The following is an 18,725-nucleotide window of genomic DNA, read 5'->3' on the forward strand; positions in this document are numbered from 1 at the left end:
GAAGCAAATCGAATGGTTATATCGGGTCTGGTTTAGTCTTGATGGTGTAAAATATCGTGATAACCCACTTGCCAATCAGGATAATCCAGCCAAGCTAATGGAATGTTGCTGTGTAAGCGTTTTCCGGTCACAGCAGTCTTTGTATGATCGATAGTCGGAGGCGTTTCATCGAGCGCTTTGCTCAGCCATGTGGTCAGCTCAAAGGTGGTGACGGGCGCATAGTCGGTCGCCAAATACATAGCTTTTGGTGCATCGCAGGTCAAGACGCTGGCAATAATATTGACCAAATCGCGATCCATAATACGATTGCTCCAATGCGCGGCTGCTATTGGCTCTTTTTCTTGCTCTTTAACTTTACGCACACGCATCAGACGCTCGCGTCCATAAATGCCGCTCGGACGAATAATAGTGGTGCGCTCACCAAACCCCCGTTGTAATGCTTGTTCTGCCTGCAATATGATTTTTGAGGCTTCGCGTTCAGGCGTGACAGGTACAGTATCTTCATCAATCCACTCGCCACTATCTTGTCCATAAACACCCGTTGATGAAATAAACACGATACGTTCAAGCTTGGTTAACTGGCTAGCAAGCTCGGCAAAATGCTGATCAATCGCCAAATAACTGCCATGATACCCACTGGTAGAATACTCATCAGGCGTCACAATAATCGCAATATGAGTAAAGCCTTGCAATTGCTCCGCACTAAGCGTCAACGCATCCGCTTGCATAAAAGCCGCTTTATCATTTAAAACGTACTGCTGACGCGTGCCACGCGCCAGCCCCGTAACGCTGAGGTTGTTCTCTGCGAGCTTATTGGCCACTGGTAAACCGATATCACCTTGACCCACAATCAGGAATTTCTGAATACTCATACTGCTATCCTACTTTTATCAAACGTTTAAAAGCTGACTGTCTAAAAGTATCGTCTATACGATAACTGTACATCGTCATTGGCATCGACGCGCTCTTGCCACTCGTAACTAGCATTAAGGCGCAACGCCTGTTTTTTATCAATGTCGTACTGTAGACCCAAAGTCGATATCGGCTGCCAGTAATGCCCGCGAACATCAGGCTCATCGCTGCTGCCATGATACCAATAAGGCAGTTGCAATTCAGCCTGCGCGCGTAACTGATTGTTAATCTGATAACGGCATCCTACGTTCATACCTGTACCCACGCGAAAGCCCTTATTGAGTCCTCGTCCTGTTTGCGCCGTTCCTGACAAAAAGGTATAGCATAACTGCGGCGGCATCTCACCCGTGTTTGCTCTAGGCGTACCGAACGCCCACGACCAACCTGTCTCGTAACCCAAACTACCGACCAGATGATCGTCGCTTTCTTGCTGCGAGCCATCATTAACGCGCGTTGCCTCTATTGCCGCGCCCCACGTTTTGCCTTTTTTGGCGGAATTGATGGGATTAAAAGAGCGTCCACGTATCAAGGTGAAATTCTGTAAGACCACACTGTTTTGCTGATTGTCACTATTATTGTCTTTGTCATAAAAGCGTAAGGTCGCAGAAGCCCCTTCTAAATCAAAAAACTGGGGGAACCCTGAAGGACGATCGAGCGTATCATGATAGCCCGCCCTTATTCCAACATCGATATAGTTGTTATCACCGCGTTGACCGATACCGATATGACCAAGTTGCAATGGATGTCTGTCTATTGGATTGTTATCCGAAGGCATAATAGAAGGCTCTAGTAATGTCTTACCGTCGGCAGACATACTCGATACAGGATTCAGCTGCGCCGATTTAACTTCATTAAAGGTCTGTTTGGCGCTATTGTGATAGCCCAATTGATCATGCTGCTGATTAATCTCATTGAGCTGTGCTTGACGCAACGTGCTATCAGCAGGCGTATAAGTAGTGCTGGCAAGTAAGCTCTCATTATTCAATAGCTGCACAACATCTGATGGAATGACGACATAAGGAAGCTGGCTGAGTAGATGCTGCTGCGGACGTACCACGTCAATTAATCGTAAAATCTCAGAAGCACAGTTGTCTGTGGCAAAATAATAAGGCATCTTTAGATCTTTGGTTTCCCAAACATGCCTGATGATTTGTTGTACCTCGCTTGGCGTCAAATCCAACTGATACGTCCATGCATCACGCTCATCGTCTTGTAGGTATTTTGCGAACCTCGCTGGGTAAGGATCTATTTCGATAGCGTTATCATAGCCGCCAATCATAGATTTGACGGCATATACTGGAAAACTGTCTGACGGATCGCCGCCCACTGTGTAGTTGAGTGCATAGGCATGATGAATTTTGCTGGGATCAGCCACACTCGCTTTTGAATCAATACGTAGTAAAGTATGAGCGAAGGCTGATGTAGGATTGTCCAAATACTCTTGTGCAAACATAATCGACAGCTGTTCCGGCGCGAGTTTTTGCGTCCACTCATCAAGCTCTGGACAGTCAACTTGCACAGTGGCCTGATCAATATCCAACTGCTCAGTCAGCCACTGGACGCGTGCTGGAAAACGGCACAATGCAGAATTTGCTTGAACAGCGTTACTACTAACTGGCATCGCAAGTTTGTCTGCGAGAGCGACGAGCATCATATCAAGCTCTGCACCTGAATCTTGATGACCCTTTTCACTCAAAAAGAAATTAGGATCATCCACGACACTGGTGTTTTTATTTTTTCCAAACACATTTTTTTGATCGTCGATAAAATACAATAAACGTCGCCATGTCGTGTGCTGGGCGAGATTCTCTGTTTTGACTTGTTCACGCCATTTGACCAATAACTGGTCAGCCGTGATATTTTCGATGTCTTGGATCTGGGTTTGAACACGATTGTCCGATGCGGCGCGAGCAGTGGCAGCAACTTGCGACGTCGGTACTGTTTCATCGGTTACCACTACCGATAACGGTGTCGGTAAAAAAGCCTGCGATTGAGCAGAGAGTAGCAAGCCTGCAATAGCAAGTGGCAAACGCGCGCGCTGACCAACAGTGGTTAAGGTACAATCTACCAATAAAGAGATAGGCTTTATAGACATGGGGTAAAACCTCGCACGTTATTGTTCACACGCTGATTGCGCGATGAGGGGCTGGCTAACAGCTAACTACCACTGTCGGCGGGATCATTAACGTAAACCTGTTAAAAAACATCTACAATCCAGACTGTTTCAATCGGTAGGTCACATTTACGATAGTTTTATGAAAAAATGTCAGACACACGCTTTAGTCGCGTACTTATTAATAACCTGTTAAAAGAGAATATTATGGTCAAAGCATCACCCCTGACTATCGTCGCTGGTCGATTATCAACGGCTAACTGGCTTGCGTCACCCAACTGCAATACGCGACCAGCAGATACGACCATTGACACCATCGTTATTCACAACATCAGCTTACCGCCCAATGAGTTCGGCGCATGTGGTGCTGATGGTATTCACTATGTTAAGGCCCTGTTTACCAATCAGTTAGATTGGAACGCACATCCGTACTTTCAAACCATTCAGGGTGCAGAGGTCTCAGCTCATTTGTTTATCGAACGTGATGGGGCAATCACTCAATTTGTGAATTTTGACGAACGGGCGTGGCATGCGGGTAAATCTAGCTATCTTGGCCGGCCTGAATGTAATAATTATAGCATTGGTATCGAACTTGAAGGGTCAGATTTTGTGTCCTTTACTGACGAGCAATATGAAACACTTGCACAAGTTATCAACGCTATATATGACGCTTATCCCAAAACGCAGCGCCATCTGACTGGTCATAGTGATATTGCTCCGGGCCGCAAAACAGACCCCGGCGATTACTTCGAGTGGACAAAATTACGTGAGCTGGTCGCCAAAAAATCGGATCAATAGCACTTACTATTTGCGCCTATCATTTCCATACCCAATTCATTTATCTCCGCCATGAAAGTGCTATAATTCGTCAGTTTTTCGACACCAGTCAATCAGCAAACAACCATTAGTAAGCAAAATAGGTTCTCATGGCAAAAAGTCGGTTATTTCGTTCAACCATGGTGGTCAGCAGTATGACCATGTTGTCTCGTATCTTAGGTCTGGTACGCGATGTTGTATTGTTAGGTGTTTTTGGCGCTGGTGGTCTGATGGATGCCTTTTTGGTCGCCTTCAAAATACCCAACTTTTTGCGACGTCTGTTTGCAGAAGGTGCGTTTAGCCAAGCCTTCGTGCCTGTACTTTCCGAATACAAAGAAAAGTATAGCTTACAGCAAGTACAGATTTTAGTCAGTCGTACATCAGGAGCATTGCTGCTGATTCTCTCTATGCTCACAGTGGTGGTTATTTTAATCGCGCCTTGGGTAGTGACCCTGTTTGCGCCAGGCTTTGCCGATCAACCAGGTAAGTTTGCCATCACGGCTGAATTGCTGCGTTTGACTTTTCCTTATTTGTTATTCATTTCGATGACCGCCTTTGCGAGTGGTATTCTACAAAGCTATGGACGTTTTGCCGCGCCTGCGTTTGCACCCGTACTATTGAACTTATGCATGATTGGCGGTGCACTGATTTTTGCCCCGATGTTTGACGTACCTATTATGGCCCTCGGTTATTCAGTCGCTATCGCCGGTTTGCTACAGCTATTGATACAGTTGCCGCAGCTTTGGCAACAAAAGCTACTGGTTGCACCAAAGGTTGATTTTCAGCATGAAGGCGTGCGCCGTATTTTGAAACTTATGCTTCCTGCTATATTTGGCGTGTCTGTCACTCAAATCAATTTATTACTGAATACGATTTTTGCGTCTTTGATGATTGGCGGTTCAGTTTCTTGGCTATATGCCGCTGAGCGTATGAGCGAGCTGCCATTAGGGTTGATTGGCGTAGCCATTGGTACGGTTATTTTACCGAGTTTGTCAAAAAGTGAAGCGCAAAAAGACGATATTAACTTCAAAAAAACCATTGATTGGGCGGCGCGCTTAATTATCTTAGTAGGCGTTCCGGCCTCGGCTGCCCTATTCATATTGTCAGATGTTCTGATGCAAGCTCTGTTTTTGCGAGGTGAATTTACTTTACGCGATGCACAAATGAGTTCGCTGGCATTACGTAGCATGGCAGGTGGTATTTTAGGATTTATGCTGATAAAAATCTTTGCGCCCGCCTTTTTTGCGCGTCAAGATACCAGAACGCCTGTGAAAATCGGTATCATCTCCGTTTTTGCCAACATGATTTTTAGTGTCATTTTTATTGGTATATTTTACTTCTTAGAAATGCCGCTGCATGGCGGCTTGGCATTGGCGACTACAGGGGCAGCTTTTGTGAACGCAGGACTGTTGTATTATTTTTTACATAAGCGTGAAATCTTTCGCTTTGGCAGTCATTGGAAAAAGCTGTTTGCCCAGTTTGTAATTTCAACCGCAGCGATGATCGGCGTGCTTTATGTCATGCTGCCCTATTTCCCAACCGATGATGCACAGTGGCGACGTATAGTCGCTCTACTCATCATGTGTGCCGTAGGCGCCTTGGTTTATGGTGTTGTGTTATTGGCAACTGGCTTCCGGCCTCGCCAGCTTAAGCATGGGTAAAACTGCGTAAGTAGATTAAACAAAGCTTGGCTTACCAAACCAGAACAAGCTTAATATGAGAATTGACAACTTATAAGGTCAATAATTGTCATAATCGAACATCAATGAATAATCAAATTTTGAGGTTCGATATGACAATTAAGCCACTCACGCTGCAACGCTTACCGATGATATGTGCAGCTGGTCTGTTGACCACAGCCCTACTATTAAGTGGTTGTAGCAATAGTGACAATACAGAAACGAGTAGCGCTACTGAAGACACAGCTGCCTTTGTGGAAACATCAGACAATGAGTCAACCGCTCAAACGCCAGCAATTGATACCAATAATGCAGATGCACAAACTGTAGTCCGCCCTGAAGATGAAGCCGCCACAGCTAGCAATAATAATTCAGCCGCCGCTACCGAACAACCCAGTTTAGTGACCAACCAAACTCAATCTGGCACGCCTGAAGATACCATCAAGCAAGCTTTAGACAGCTTATATTATGGTGATGTAAAACAAGCAGCAACCTATTATCAAGTCGATATGGCCAACTTCGAGCAGGAACTTGCCAAAACTCAATCCGCTTTTCAGCAAACGGTTGACGGGGTCACCATCACTGATACCAAATATAATGAAGATCAAACCCGAGCTACTATCATAGGTGAGTTGATGCTAAAAGGACAAAGCGATCCTGCCCCTTTGACTTATGAGCTACAAAAGATAGCAGGTCAGTGGAAAATTTTGGGTTAAGGTTGCTTACCATTCTTATCTGAGATTGCTTTAATTACTGTCAGATACTGTCGTATTGTTTGGCGTTACAGCCTTGCCAAGCATGACCACATCAGCGATAAAACCATCCATATCGCAAACCTTGGGCATATATCCCCATTGCTCGAAACCGAGCTTACGGAATAAGCCCAAACTTGGGTGATTGTGGGCAAAGATGAGCGCAACGACGTTGTGAATCCCAAGGCTTGGTGCTTGAGTGAGCATCCAATGCGTCAATGCACTACCAAGCCCTTGACTATGATTGGCTTTATGCAAGTAAATACTGATTTCAGTGCTGATATGATAAGCCGTGCGAGCATACAAATCGCTAAAACTGCCCCATGCGACAATGGGTGACAATGTTTCTTGTTCTATATTATCAACGCTTTTTATCGCAGCTCTGACAATATAAATAGGACGCGTTGGACTGTTTATATGCTCTTCAAACCAATCCATACGTTCTTCACAAGTCACTGGCGCAAGATTGGCGGTGGCTTGTTTACCTGCAATACTTTGGTTATAAATGGCCAAAATTTCGGGTAAGTCATCTTTACTAGCACGCTGTACAACAAACGGATCATTGGGGTTATCGATTGACAATTTAGATGGTGTAGCACTCAAAGCAACATCGGCCATAAAGCCTCCAGAGTTAGTAGCATGATTTATAATAATTTGTTAATTACAGTTCATGTCGCATCACAGTGATTATATGTGAATCACAGTATTTTAAGACAGTGAAACTCATATCGTCATACTTGTCTGATGAGCAGACTATAAGATGTTAGTATGGTCATTTTACTTTATAATGGCTGGTTTTAGACACATCAATGCTTAGTATGATTGTGTTTTTCTTTTTTTATCTGGTCTTATCTGTCATAGCTGAAAATTTATGAACACCTATTTTCTTGAGCAACTGATTGCATCGCCAAGCGATTTTTTTGCAAATACTTGCCCAGTAGACCTTGCGCCTTGTGTGCTCACTATCGGCAACTTCGACGGCGTCCATCTTGGTCATCAAGCGATGCTAAACCAAGTCCGTAAGATTGGGCACGCACAAAATCTTGGCGCAGCAGTCATGATATTTGAGCCACAACCTCGTGAATTTTTTGCCCCAGACAAAGCACCTGCTCGCTTAACCAATTTTGCAGAAAAGCAAGCACTACTGGCAGAATATGGGGTAGAGACTTTGATTGTAGCGGGTTTTGATACGGACTTTCGCTCGCTATCAGCACAGTCATTTGCTGACATTCTAGCCTTGCGCTTAAACGTTAAAGCCTTGGTATTGGGTGATGACTTCCGCTTCGGTCATGATCGGACAGGCGATAGTCAATTTTTGCGTGATTACGGCTTGCAGGTGACCAATTTGCATACTGTCACAGATGTCAGTGACAATGCTGGGCGTATCAGCTCTACTCGCATTCGTGATTTATTGTTGGCGGGTAACATAGACGCCGCTAACACCTTACTTGGCCGCGAATACGCAATTACAGGGTTGGTCGTTGGTGGAGATAGAATTGGTCGTACGATGAACTTCCCCACCGCCAATATCGAATTGAATCGTCTAAAGCCTGCCTTACACGGTATCTTTGCGGTAGATGTCGTTTGCCTCGATGATGAAGGAAGAGTGATTCCTAATGGCTTGGTTGCTCGAGCAGATTCTGGAAAAACAGGTATCACAGGGCTACGTCCAGACAGTTTATTTGGGACTGCCAACATTGGTACCAGACCTTCTGTGGATAAAGCGCATAGTTGGCGCCTAGAAGTCCACTTCCCAGAATTGCAAGCGGATTTATATGGACTGACGTTGCAAGTGCGATTTTTGCATTATTTACATGGCGAACGACGCTATGATGGCCTAGAGGCACTTAAAGCGGGTATTCATCAAGATGTGGCAGAGCTGATCAAATGGCGGTCACAGCAAAAAGCAGATTAAATAATAAATCTGCCTTATAAGACAATAAGTTTAAACAGAAAAAACCCACAAGCTTTTTAGATTGTGGGTTTTATATTGTTCATTTACCAGCAGTTATTGATCATTACTGACTTGCTTTTTAAGCATCATAATGCGGATGTAAGCGCACGTTTAATTCATCAATGATTTCTACCCATGCTGCATCTTTATACCATTCTTCTCTTAAAAAAGCGCGTTGATTATCAGTCCAAATATGCGCCTCTGTCAATTTTTCTTCTTTTGCTAACTGATTTTCTTCGATAAATTTATCAATCGCTTCATCAGAACTTTCTAGACCTAACTGCGCAAACAATTCATTCATATTATATTCAGGTTCACCCAACATACTCTTCTCCTTAGATGGTGCAGATTTGATTTTGCTTATTATTGAGACTACCCTATTGATTGTAGCAAGCTTTCTTTTAAAAGCTGTTAAGCAACGTTAATCTAACGTTATCAATTGTGTTAACAGCTAATAACCAATTATGTTAATTCAAAAAAATACAAAAAATACTAAAAAGCCCTCATATTTAAGAGGGCTTTTTTGTATTACTGAGACGCTAGCAAATAAGGCATTACCAAATGACTTATGGTAGTAAGTGTGCTACTGCATCACGCTCTTCGCTAAGCTCTTGCTCAGTGGCCGCCATTTTCTCTTTTGAGAAATCTGATGACACATCGACGCCGTCTACGATAGACCAGTCACCATTGCTACAAGTGCAAGGGAATGAGTAGATTAAGCCTTCAGCAATACCGTACTCGCCGTTTGAGTAAACGCCCATTGATACCCAGTCATTCTCGTCAGTACCTAGTGCCCATGTACGCATGTGTGCAATGGCAGCATTGGCAGCTGACGCAGCAGATGATGCACCGCGAGCTTTGATGATTGCCGCACCGCGCTGTTGTACTTCTGGGATATAGGTGTTTTCGTACCAATCACGATCAACCAAATCTAGTGCTGGCTTACCGTTTACGGTGCAAGCAGTCAGGTCTGGATACTGAGTTGATGAATGGTTGCCCCAGATAGTCATGTTTTTGACGTCATTCACAGTGCTGTCAGTCTTATCAGCCAACTGTGCCATGGCACGGTTGTGATCCAAGCGAGTCATCGCTGTGAAGTTACGCGGATCAAGATCTGGTGCATTACGCTGAGCGATAAGCGCGTTGGTGTTGGCAGGGTTGCCCACGACCAATACTTTTACGTCACGGCTTGCGACGTCGTTCAACGCTTTACCTTGTGCTGAGAAAATAGCAGCGTTGGCTTCTAGTAGATCTTTACGCTCCATACCTGGGCCACGAGGACGTGCGCCAACCAGCAAAGCATAATCGATATCTTTGAATGCAACATTAGCATCATCAGTTTGGACAACGCCCGCCAATAATGGGAATGCACAGTCTTCTAATTCCATAACCACACCCTTTAGGGCGTCAAGAGCTGGTGTGATTTCAAGCAATTGCAAAATAACTGGCTGATCTTTACCTAGCATCTCGCCAGAAGCAATACGAAATAGCATCGCGTAGCTGATATTACCAGCGGCACCAGTGACGGCAACACGTAAAGGCTGTTTCATTGACATGGAATACTCCCTAATTATGATTATATAATTCACGATGATCGTTTTGGATATCGAGTGGTTCGCTGCATGGTAGCAGCCATAAACCGAGAGCTAGTGTAGCACCTCATCCTATTAACCGTCTAGACGCTGTGGGGCGCACGCTGATGATTATATTGTTACATTTTATACGGGAGGAATTGTAGACCAATCAAGAGGTTAGCTTTTCAGACACATAAAAGAGAGCTGAACATAGCGTTTTTAGGCGCTATGCTTCTTGATAAAGCAATCAAAAATATCACAAGGAACATCAGAAAAATAATTGAGAAAAACAATAAAAGAAGGATTTAAAGTATGAGAAAGACATTCTTAAAACGTTATTTACCACCTGAAATGACAAACTTACTGCCGCAGTTGTCTACCACACTGTGACACGTACCAAAGCCACTTCCTTCGTAGCAAACATGAATATCAGTCAACGTCATCTGACGGCGACTGCCTGCTTGGCAGATTAAATCGATACTAGCAGGCGTCATACCACTATTAAGACGAGTCATTTGACTGACAAAACGTGATTTAGAAACCGTGTAACTATTACCTGTATTTAACTCAGCTGGTAGTTTTAACGCACCTGCGTAGTTGGTAATCTGACGAAAGTAATTGCTGGCACTGAGTGGACTACATACCCCATAACGCTGCCAGACTTGGCTACGCACAGTGGTATCTGGCATAACGCGATTAACGACTTTCAATTGTAGCGGCGTCAAACGGGGTTCACTTCCACGGCCACAACGCTCTCCGTATCCCATATCTAAGCCGGATACAGTTAATGAATACCCTTCTAGGCACTGGCGCATACGGGCACGCGTAGGCTGAAGACCACACAACGCTGGCGTCATTTCAATCATCAAAACACGCTGTCCTGCTTTGGTCGCGTTGGCAGCCTGTGCTGGCATCAATATAATGCCTTGCAATATCAGAAACGCACCAATACTTATCGTAGTATTGACTTTACCAAACACCTTTTTCTCTATCAAACTTATACGACCCTGACCGAAACATTTCGTGGTCGAATAGGTTGTCAATTGGGATATATTTGGCAGCAAGCTTTTGGGCAAACGCATCTGTATATGATTGGGTGAAAGAGGACCAATTTTTGATAATAAAGACAGATTGAAATATTTTTTGATCATAAGGGCGGAAGGCATCTAGCAATGATAAGACATGGACTATCACTCAGATCCTAACGTTTTAAAATCAACGTATAAAAACCCAAGAATAGAGCTAACAAAAAATATGGTTGCCTATTTTGTAGGCACTAATTGGTGCAATGGTAGCAAACCGTTTTTTTTAATCTATAGCAGAAACGTAAACGTCTACCAAATATTGCAAAAGGTACGAAAAAAACATCGCGAAATTATTGAAAAGCTCTAATTAAATCAAGTCGTAATAGCCAATAAGGTGAATAGTTGTCAGAACAACGCTGTCTTTATTTAAACCAGTAAAAACTAGCCTATAAAAATAAACCATCAACGAATGCTCGTTAAGGGTTTATTTGACTTACATACAACTATTTTAAAGCCCAGCAGGTATCGTACCCATGCGCTGACTAATTGGTTGACCACGTCCCAATAGACTACTATAAATAGTAGCATTTTCCATCACGTGTTTTACGTAATTACGCGTTTCAGGGAAAGCAATAGACTCAACATACTGATCTGCTGCTAACGACCCATAAACGGGCTGCCAACGTTTGGCATTGTTAGGCCCTGCATTGTAGCCTGCTGTTGCCAATACTGGTTGTTGATTGAGCTTACCCAAAATATCGCCCATGTACCAAGTACCATAGCGGATATTGGTATCACCACTATTGGCTCGGCTGGCACTATAGGTCTCGCCTAAATTGCGAGCAATGTATTTTGCCGTATCAGGCATAACTTGCATCAGACCACTGGCACCGACGTTTGAGCGCGCGGCCGTCACAAAACGACTCTCTTGGCGCATAATGCCGTACGCCCATGCAGGGTCAATGCCCGCAGACTGACTATAGCGTACAACAGCATCTTGATGCGGCATCGGGTGCGAAAGCGCTAAGCTGTCAACTCTATCAGTATTATCAATCGCATAAATGGCACGGTCGAGCCAGCCCATATCATGCGCTTGACGAGCAGCAGCAACGATTAAGTTGTCATCACGCTTGTCGCGCGCCTGCTTCACCGCCCAGTTCCACTCGCGGTTGGCATAGGCACGGCTGGCGTCAGCATTATATAGGGCAAAAGCCCGGGCAAAATGTTGGTCTTGCATCACACGAGCGCGATCAGCTGGACTGACATTCGGTAAATTACTGCCCCCTAAACGGCTAGCATCAAAACGCTGGCCAACCTTATCTTTTGCCATTAGACCATAATATTCGTTGCTTTTCGCCAAGTTCTGATACATTTTCTTGGCAGTATTGCGCTTATTATTGTCGCTTGATTGCTCATAAGCACGCGCCAACCAATATTGCCACTGTTTCTCTTTTTGGGTTTCAGGATCCATTTTTGAGATGGCTTCGACCACATCATCCCAGCGCCCAAAACGAATCGCCGCCATGGCATAGTCTTCTGCTTCTTCAAAGTTAAAATCATCATCTAAGCTGTTGCGGAACCAGTCAACTGCTTCAGCATTAAAGCCATCATCAGTATTGTGGTTCATACGCTTCACGCCAATGATGCGATGAGCATAGCGGCGCGTCTCATCATTCAATAGCTTGGCTGAACGCTGGTTGTCTTGCTTAATATCAAAATCTAACTGCAATGCGGCCTCACGATAAGACTTATCAGCCACACGGCCTAGCGCATACAGATACAAATATTGGTTGGTTTGACTGGCAGGCTCTCGACTAAAACGCGTAAAGTATGCAGAAGGACTCAGCTGAATCTCACTCAATGCAGAATAAGCAATCGGTGTACCAAGGCGTGATGACAGCGCCATAATGTCACCCGTTTTGCCAATACGTAACATGCGTTTGAGACGAGATGCGCGATCTTGATTGCTAATAAGCGGGTTGTTGTTCATCTCCATAGCCAACTGATCACATAAGGCTGGCTGCTTAAGTGTCGTCAACCAAACCTCAGACTTCGCTGCCATGGCACGCATGGTATCACCGCCGTTATTAAACCCAAGCGCAATCGCACAGCGCTCAGTGGCATCAGGATTGGTGATCAGATTGGCAACTTGGCGTACAGATGCATAGTCATTGGTGGCCGCTTTGGTCTCAGCAAAGTCAGTAACCAGTTTTTCTGCCATGAGTGTATTTGGATATTGACGCACAAACTGTGATATGGCCGCTGTGCTTTGTGAATTGAGATCTTGATTCATCCGCCAATAAGTCGGATACATCGCAAACAGACCGCCACTCATTGACTGCTCATAGTTATAAAGCGCATTAACATCACCACGATCTGCCGCAATAGCCGCCGCCGTAAATGAGTTCACGCTCGTATCTTGTTGATATCCACTGTTTTGCTGGCTGCTGTTCTCTGATTGGTAGCTCTCACTGTCACCCCATGTCAACTCGGCACAAGCTACTTGTGACAACCCTAGCATACTTACTGCCGTCGCCACACTAAGCGCGCTCACTCGTAGCGTACTGAATTTGAGGCATTTTAAATAATCGTTTTGGCTGGTAGATTCTCTATCCCTGATGCTCTGAGCAACGCGCGATTTTGTCATACTGACTCTCTTTATTATATGTCTACAAATGTGTGAACAGCGATCGGCCTAGTACCGCTTGGGTGATGCCATTCATCATACTATACTCGTTGCACTTTCAACCATCACCTTTACCTTTTGTTAATAAATACGATAGCACGGTGTAACATAGAAGTGATAGTAAGTAGCGGTTTCTACTGAAAGGTCTACTCATAACAGTAAATAATTGATACTGTTATAAATAATCTCTCCTCACGACTGCCAATCGCTCACGCTAATTTTTCACATTGGTAGTAGGTTGTGATAAAATACGCCACCTGTTAATCGGCTACCCCGCTATATTTTAGTCAATCATGGACTTTTGCTTATGAGTGTTACTGTATTTAATCCCCGCATTAATGATGCTGCTGGTGCTAAAACAACTGCGACCGCGCCTGCTGTTACTGCACTCAGAGAAACAAGTTCAGCCCAATCGCCCGCCCAAAAAGCAGCTACCAAAAAGGTCTTTGTCACGACCCAAGGCTGTCAGATGAATGTCTATGACTCTGGCAAAATGCTTGATGTGCTGGGTGATTCACACGGTATGGAAGTGACACACGATATCGACGAAGCCGATGTGCTACTGATGAATACCTGCTCTATTCGTGAAAAAGCACAAGAAAAGGTCTTTTCAGAATTGGGACGCTGGCGCAAGTTAAAAGAAAAACGTCCAGATCTTGTCATTGGCGTGGGTGGCTGCGTGGCCTCACAAGAAGGTGATAACATCCAAAAGCGCGCCCCTTATGTTGATATGGTGTTTGGTCCGCAAACTTTGCATCGCCTGCCAGAATTGTATGATCAATCAAATGAGCAGCGCGCCATCTCACCTAAGAATCGCATTGGTACTATTGATGTGTCGTTCCCAAGCATTGAAAAGTTTGACTTCCTACCAGAACCAAGAGTCGAAGGCTTCAAAGCATTTGTCTCTATCATGGAAGGCTGCTCAAAATATTGCTCATTTTGCGTGGTGCCTTATACGCGCGGTGAAGAATTGTCGCGTCCTCTTGATGATGTACTGGCTGAGATTGACAGTCTGGCGGCGCAAGGCGTTCGTGAAATTAACTTATTGGGTCAAAACGTCAATGGTTATCGCGGCGAAAAAGACGATGGCAGTATTTGCCGCTTCGCTGAGCTATTGCATTATGTCTCACACGTCGATGGCGTCGAGCGTATTCGTTATACGACGAGCCATCCGCTAGAATTTACCGATGATATCATTGACGCTTATGCACAATTGCCAGAGCTGGTATCACATTTGCATCTGCCTGTACAAAGTGGCTCAAACGCTATTCTTGCTGCTATGAAGCGCAATCACACCATCGACGTTTATATTGACCAGATTAATAAACTAAAAGCCATTCGCCCTGATATTCACTTATCTAGTGACTTTATCATCGGCTTCCCAGGTGAGACAGATCAAGACTTCCAAGACACCTTGAACTTGGCAAAAGAGCTGAACTTCGATCACTCTTATAGCTTTATTTATTCTAAACGTCCGGGCACACCAGCGGCAGAGTTGCCAGACGATGTCAGTTTCACGACTAAAAAAGCCCGTTTGGCAGAGTTCCAAAAAGTCATCATTGATTCGACATTGGCTAAAACGCATGAAATGGTTGGTACGACCACGCGCGTGTTGGTTGAACAAATCGCCAACCGTCATCCTGATTGTTTAATCGGTACGGCGGACAACACGCGTACCGTGATGTTCCCTTACGATGAAGACAAAATGAATGAATTGCTCGGTAAAATTGCCAGCGTGCGCATTACTGACTTTGTCAGCCCGCATATGGTAAAAGGTGAGCTAATCGAAGTACTTGCTTAAAATTTTACACCATAATTCTGAGTAAATAAGAAAAGGCCGCTCGCTATTATAGTGAGTGGCCTTTTTTTGTCTAAGAACTAGGGGCAGCCGTACTCCCTGCCAAAATACCGCCATCAATCGTCAGCTCAGTACCTGTCACGTACTTTGATTCATCGCTTGCCAAATAGAGTGCCGCGTAAGCCACGTCCATGACATCGCCCATGTAACCAAGCGGGATGTCCTTGCTAATTGCTTTGATCGCTTCTTCACGCGCACTGCCTTCTCCTAACATCGCATCCCACATCGGCGTATAAATAGCAGCTGGGTGAATGGAGTTACAGCGAATATCATAGCCGTTTTGCGCACAGTATAAGGCGACGGATTTGCTATGATTCCTGACCCCAGCCTTACTTGAGGCATAAGCTGCTGCTAAAGGAATACCGACCATACCTGAACGCGAGGATATATTAATGATACTTGAATTACTGTTTTTATCGGTTGGACGATTTTTCATCAACGCGATTGCCGTCTTACACCCTAGCGCCACGCCATCTAGATTGACTTGATGTACCTTATGCCAACTTTCCATATTCAAGTATTCAGGGTCATGAGCACCTGTCGTCTCTAAAAATCCAGTAATACCCGCATTGTTTACGACAATATCTAATCCTTGGTAATTTTGTTGAATGTACTGCTCAGCTTTTTGCCAATCGCTTTCATTTGAGACATCCATATGAATATATTCTGCTGGTTTTGACTCGCTCCATTGTTGACGCTTTATATTAATATCATGACAAGCACGCTGTCCTTTATCATCATTGATATCACTGAATATGACGGTTGCCCCTTCTTTGACAAAAAGCTCAGCAATCGCTTTACCAATGCCTTGGGCAGAACCCGTCACCAATGCAACTTTATTAATTAGTCTCATAAAACCCTCCTTTATATTCGTTCAATCTTGATCGTAAATAACGTCAGCTAAAAATAAAACGGTTATATGAGTTTAAACGCGTGACTGGTACAAATTTTTCTTGCTTACTGTGTCTACGCTGACAGAGGCGGCAAAAAATTTACCCCAGCCACGCTAACTCTTTTTTATAATAGTCTTACTATGGTAGAACCGTACTCTTCTTAAAGTGAATAAATAACATCATAATGCGTGACTCATAAAATTTTTCTTGCTCCTATTTTGCCAACCAGTCCGTCTGCCGTAATTGCTGTTTGGTTTCGCGGCGGCGTTTTTTTCGAACGATATCAATGTCTTCTTTTTCGTGAATGCCACCTTTTCTAAGTAGTGGATCAAGCGCCAAATAATTACGCGGCTTCACGGCACCTAGCGAGTGCTGTGCATTTGTCGCATCTTGCTGTTCTAGCTGTCGCTCAATTTGTTTGGCTTTTTTTAGAGTGTCTTTTAAGCTCATATTGTTACCTATTTTCTAATTCTTTTTAGATACCAATTCCGAAAATCATCTTAGCAAGGAAAACGAGTGCAAATTGTACATCCAGTACATTAAGCAAGTTTGACGAAGCTAAGAGGATTTGCAGGCTTAGTATTAACCTTTAATACACATGACTTGCTTCAACGTATGCACCACCTCGACCAAGTCCGCTTGATTGGCCATCACTTCATCAATGTCTTTATACGCGCCCGGTATCTCATCGATGACGCCTTTGTCTTTGCGACATTCGACGCCATCGGTTTGCGCCTTTAGCTCATCAATGGTGAACGCTCGCACGGCTTTACCTCGGCTCATCTGTCGCCCTGCCCCATGTGAGCATGAACAAAACGACTCTTCGTTCCCCAGACCACGGACAATAAACGATTTTGCGCCCATAGAGCCGGGAATAATGCCCAACTCCCCTGCGTAAGCACTGATCGCGCCTTTACGTGTCACATAGACATTTTCGCCAAAATGTACCTCTTCATTGACATAGTTATGGTGGCAATTGATGGCCTCTTTGGTAAGGGCAAATCGTGGTAATCCTGCTTGTGGAGACTGCATTGCTTTGATGACTAGACGCATCATTTCACGGCGATTTTCTAGCGCGTAATCCTGTGCCCAGCTAACCGCTTCAACATAATCAGCAAAGCTATTAGACCCTTCGGCAAAGTAAGACAAATCTCGATCTGGCACATGACCAAAGCGTGATTGGCGCTCTTTTTTGGCAAGATTAATAAAATATTGACCGATACAATTACCGATGCCCCGACTGCCAGAATGCAGCATCACCCAGACATCTTTGTTTTCGTCCAAGCACAGCTCAATAAAGTGATTGCCACCGCCCAGTGTTCCTAACTGTTTCGCCCAAGTACGCTCAAAACCTTTTAACATTTTAAGTAAACCCGGATGCTTATCAGTAATTGGTTTTAGGCGTTTGCCTAATGGGTCAAGTGTTGAGTTTTTGGCTTGGATTTGCTTATGCATATTAAAGCCGACCGGCACTTGCTGCTCCACTATCAAGCGTAATGATTTTAAATTATCAGGCAAATCACTTGCCGTCAGAGATAGGCGCACTGCATTCATACCGCAGCCAATATCGACACCGACTGCCGCAGGAATAATGGCAGACTTGGTCGGAATCACGCTACCGACGGTCGCGCCTTTGCCAACATGCACATCGGGCATGACCGCAATATGCGAATGGACAAATTCCAACTGCGCCATATTGCGTAGTTGCTGAATCGCACCTTGCTCAATATCAGAGGTGTAAACTTTGACTGGTACGCCATGTTTACTGTTTTTATTTAATACTAATTGAATACTCATTATTTATAAATTCCATTTTTTATTTTTAAACCATTCAGCATATTTTTATCATAACTTTTAGACATTACTTATCTATCTCAATTAAACGATGCGTTTAATAAGAAAGTAAACTATAAATTTTAGGTAATAAAATACGCTATTCTATTAATGATAAATCAATAGAAATAATGGTCGTTTTATTATGGACGTTTTTAAAAAGAATTTTACCGTACCAAAGCCTGGGCACAAATAATATGCACACAGAGAAGCATCCACTAGACGATTGCGTAAGCAACCCTATTGGTAATGACGATAAAATAGAATGGTAGATAAACAGACAGAAACAAGTGCAAAATGGCTTAGCACAGTCGCACAGCTATTCTGGACATAACAAGACTTAAAAGGGGAATAAAGCGAGTAGATACAAAGCTATCCGTTGATACTAATAAAATCTATCCTAGTAAATAGGATATCAACGGATAGCTGATATATAAATTCAGCCAAACCTTTTCGAAGTCGTCACTGCTGTCATGCTGTTCATACATTCAAGCTTTAAAAACGTCTTGAGATTTCTATAGGACATGATGATTCCTCCGTAGGTTGTGGCCAATGTCAGGGCGACAATAGCGAATGAATGAGAGTGATTTATATAATATAAGAAATTTATAAATCGATGCGCTTATAATA

Annotated in this window: 15 protein-coding genes; 5 read left to right on the forward strand and 10 right to left on the reverse strand. The window is 44.0% G+C overall.

All coding sequences use genetic code 11. The annotated features are described in order from the left end of the window. Positions 1-32: 32 nt before the first annotated feature. Together ACT3TH_RS03875 and ACT3TH_RS03880 are read right to left on the reverse strand one after the other, a co-directional pair. Entirely contained in the window at positions 33-872 is an 840-nt protein-coding gene (locus tag ACT3TH_RS03875) for an SDR family oxidoreductase (RefSeq protein WP_444754538.1), read from the reverse strand. A 41-nt stretch (positions 873-913) separates the two neighbouring features. Beyond that, positions 914-3,007: an Lnb N-terminal periplasmic domain-containing protein gene (locus ACT3TH_RS03880; protein ID WP_444754539.1), complete on the reverse strand. Its 2,094-nt coding sequence runs from the start codon at positions 3,005-3,007 to the stop codon at positions 914-916. A gap of 225 nt (positions 3,008-3,232) precedes the next feature. Between ACT3TH_RS03880 and ampD the strand changes: the two genes are divergently transcribed. From ampD to ACT3TH_RS03895, 3 genes are all read left to right on the forward strand, one after another. Next, positions 3,233-3,823, forward strand: a complete 591-nt coding sequence (gene ampD / locus ACT3TH_RS03885; protein ID WP_444754540.1) for a 1,6-anhydro-N-acetylmuramyl-L-alanine amidase AmpD — start codon at positions 3,233-3,235, stop codon at positions 3,821-3,823. A 128-nt stretch (positions 3,824-3,951) separates the two neighbouring features. Continuing rightward, entirely contained in the window at positions 3,952-5,502 is a 1,551-nt protein-coding gene (gene murJ, locus ACT3TH_RS03890; RefSeq protein WP_444754541.1) for a murein biosynthesis integral membrane protein MurJ, read from the forward strand. Positions 5,503-5,633: 131 nt separating this feature from the next. Next, a complete protein-coding gene (locus ACT3TH_RS03895; RefSeq protein ID WP_444754542.1) occupies positions 5,634-6,236 on the forward strand; it encodes a hypothetical protein in 603 nt (200 codons plus the stop codon). 30 nt (positions 6,237-6,266) lie between these two features. On the opposite strand, the gene ACT3TH_RS03900 is transcribed toward ACT3TH_RS03895, so the two are convergent. After that, entirely contained in the window at positions 6,267-6,890 is a 624-nt protein-coding gene (locus ACT3TH_RS03900; RefSeq protein WP_444754543.1) for a GNAT family N-acetyltransferase, read from the reverse strand. 253 nt (positions 6,891-7,143) lie between these two features. Between ACT3TH_RS03900 and ribF the strand changes: the two genes are divergently transcribed. Further along, the gene (gene ribF, locus ACT3TH_RS03905) at positions 7,144-8,187 is read left to right on the forward strand and encodes a riboflavin biosynthesis protein RibF (protein ID WP_444754544.1); all 1,044 of its coding nucleotides are present in this window, start codon (positions 7,144-7,146) and stop codon (positions 8,185-8,187) included. Between the two features lie 118 nt (positions 8,188-8,305). Here ribF and ACT3TH_RS03910 read toward each other — a convergent pair whose 3' ends face one another. The 4 genes from ACT3TH_RS03910 to ACT3TH_RS03925 all read right to left on the reverse strand — a co-directional run bounded on the left by ACT3TH_RS03910 (position 8,306) and on the right by ACT3TH_RS03925 (position 13,472). Then, a complete protein-coding gene (locus ACT3TH_RS03910) occupies positions 8,306-8,551 on the reverse strand; it encodes a DUF2789 domain-containing protein (protein WP_444754545.1) in 246 nt (81 codons plus the stop codon). 241 nt (positions 8,552-8,792) lie between these two features. Continuing rightward, positions 8,793-9,782, reverse strand: coding sequence for a malate dehydrogenase (locus ACT3TH_RS03915; protein WP_444754546.1), 990 nt, complete (start codon positions 9,780-9,782; stop codon positions 8,793-8,795). Between the two features lie 353 nt (positions 9,783-10,135). Beyond that, on the reverse strand, positions 10,136-10,795 hold the full coding sequence (locus ACT3TH_RS03920) for a ribonuclease T2 (protein WP_444754547.1): 660 nt from the start codon (positions 10,793-10,795) through the stop codon (positions 10,136-10,138). Between the two features lie 538 nt (positions 10,796-11,333). Next, a complete protein-coding gene (locus tag ACT3TH_RS03925; RefSeq protein ID WP_444754548.1) occupies positions 11,334-13,472 on the reverse strand; it encodes a transglycosylase SLT domain-containing protein in 2,139 nt (712 codons plus the stop codon). 346 nt (positions 13,473-13,818) lie between these two features. Between ACT3TH_RS03925 and miaB the strand changes: the two genes are divergently transcribed. Next, the gene (miaB, locus tag ACT3TH_RS03930; protein ID WP_444754549.1) at positions 13,819-15,312 is read left to right on the forward strand and encodes a tRNA (N6-isopentenyl adenosine(37)-C2)-methylthiotransferase MiaB; all 1,494 of its coding nucleotides are present in this window, start codon (positions 13,819-13,821) and stop codon (positions 15,310-15,312) included. A 70-nt stretch (positions 15,313-15,382) separates the two neighbouring features. On the opposite strand, the gene ACT3TH_RS03935 is transcribed toward miaB, so the two are convergent. The 3 genes from ACT3TH_RS03935 to ACT3TH_RS03945 form a co-directional block, all read right to left on the reverse strand. After that, positions 15,383-16,222, reverse strand: coding sequence for an SDR family oxidoreductase (locus tag ACT3TH_RS03935; protein ID WP_444754550.1), 840 nt, complete (start codon positions 16,220-16,222; stop codon positions 15,383-15,385). 253 nt (positions 16,223-16,475) lie between these two features. Next, positions 16,476-16,712 (reverse strand): hypothetical protein, encoded by a 237-nt coding sequence (locus ACT3TH_RS03940; RefSeq protein ID WP_444754551.1) that lies wholly within the window; start codon positions 16,710-16,712, stop codon positions 16,476-16,478. Positions 16,713-16,844: 132 nt separating this feature from the next. Further along, a complete protein-coding gene (locus ACT3TH_RS03945) occupies positions 16,845-18,059 on the reverse strand; it encodes an RtcB family protein (RefSeq protein ID WP_444754552.1) in 1,215 nt (404 codons plus the stop codon). Between the last annotated feature and the right edge of the window lie 666 nt (positions 18,060-18,725).

It is taken from the genome of Psychrobacter sp. AOP22-C1-C5, from assembly GCF_052378885.1.
In the GTDB taxonomy this organism is placed as follows: domain Bacteria; phylum Pseudomonadota; class Gammaproteobacteria; order Pseudomonadales; family Moraxellaceae; genus Psychrobacter.

Bases quoted from the DNA above. Each gene is read 5' to 3' on its own strand.
- ACT3TH_RS03910 (WP_444754545.1), bottom strand. From the start codon at position 8,551: ATGTTGGGTGAACCTGAATATAATATGAATGAATTGTTTGCGCAGTTA.
- ACT3TH_RS03900 (WP_444754543.1), bottom strand. From the start codon at position 6,890: ATGGCCGATGTTGCTTTGAGTGCTACACCATCTAAATTGTCAATCGAT.
- ACT3TH_RS03945 (WP_444754552.1), bottom strand. From the start codon at position 18,059: ATGAGTATTCAATTAGTATTAAATAAAAACAGTAAACATGGCGTACCA.
- murJ (WP_444754541.1), top strand. From the start codon at position 3,952: ATGGCAAAAAGTCGGTTATTTCGTTCAACCATGGTGGTCAGCAGTATG.
- ribF (WP_444754544.1), top strand. From the start codon at position 7,144: ATGAACACCTATTTTCTTGAGCAACTGATTGCATCGCCAAGCGATTTT.
- ACT3TH_RS03875 (WP_444754538.1), bottom strand. From the start codon at position 872: ATGAGTATTCAGAAATTCCTGATTGTGGGTCAAGGTGATATCGGTTTA.
- ACT3TH_RS03895 (WP_444754542.1), top strand. From the start codon at position 5,634: ATGACAATTAAGCCACTCACGCTGCAACGCTTACCGATGATATGTGCA.
- ACT3TH_RS03940 (WP_444754551.1), bottom strand. From the start codon at position 16,712: ATGAGCTTAAAAGACACTCTAAAAAAAGCCAAACAAATTGAGCGACAG.
- ACT3TH_RS03880 (WP_444754539.1), bottom strand. From the start codon at position 3,007: ATGTCTATAAAGCCTATCTCTTTATTGGTAGATTGTACCTTAACCACT.
- ACT3TH_RS03935 (WP_444754550.1), bottom strand. From the start codon at position 16,222: ATGAGACTAATTAATAAAGTTGCATTGGTGACGGGTTCTGCCCAAGGC.
- ACT3TH_RS03915 (WP_444754546.1), bottom strand. From the start codon at position 9,782: ATGTCAATGAAACAGCCTTTACGTGTTGCCGTCACTGGTGCCGCTGGT.
- ACT3TH_RS03925 (WP_444754548.1), bottom strand. From the start codon at position 13,472: ATGACAAAATCGCGCGTTGCTCAGAGCATCAGGGATAGAGAATCTACC.
- miaB (WP_444754549.1), top strand. From the start codon at position 13,819: ATGAGTGTTACTGTATTTAATCCCCGCATTAATGATGCTGCTGGTGCT.
- ampD (WP_444754540.1), top strand. From the start codon at position 3,233: ATGGTCAAAGCATCACCCCTGACTATCGTCGCTGGTCGATTATCAACG.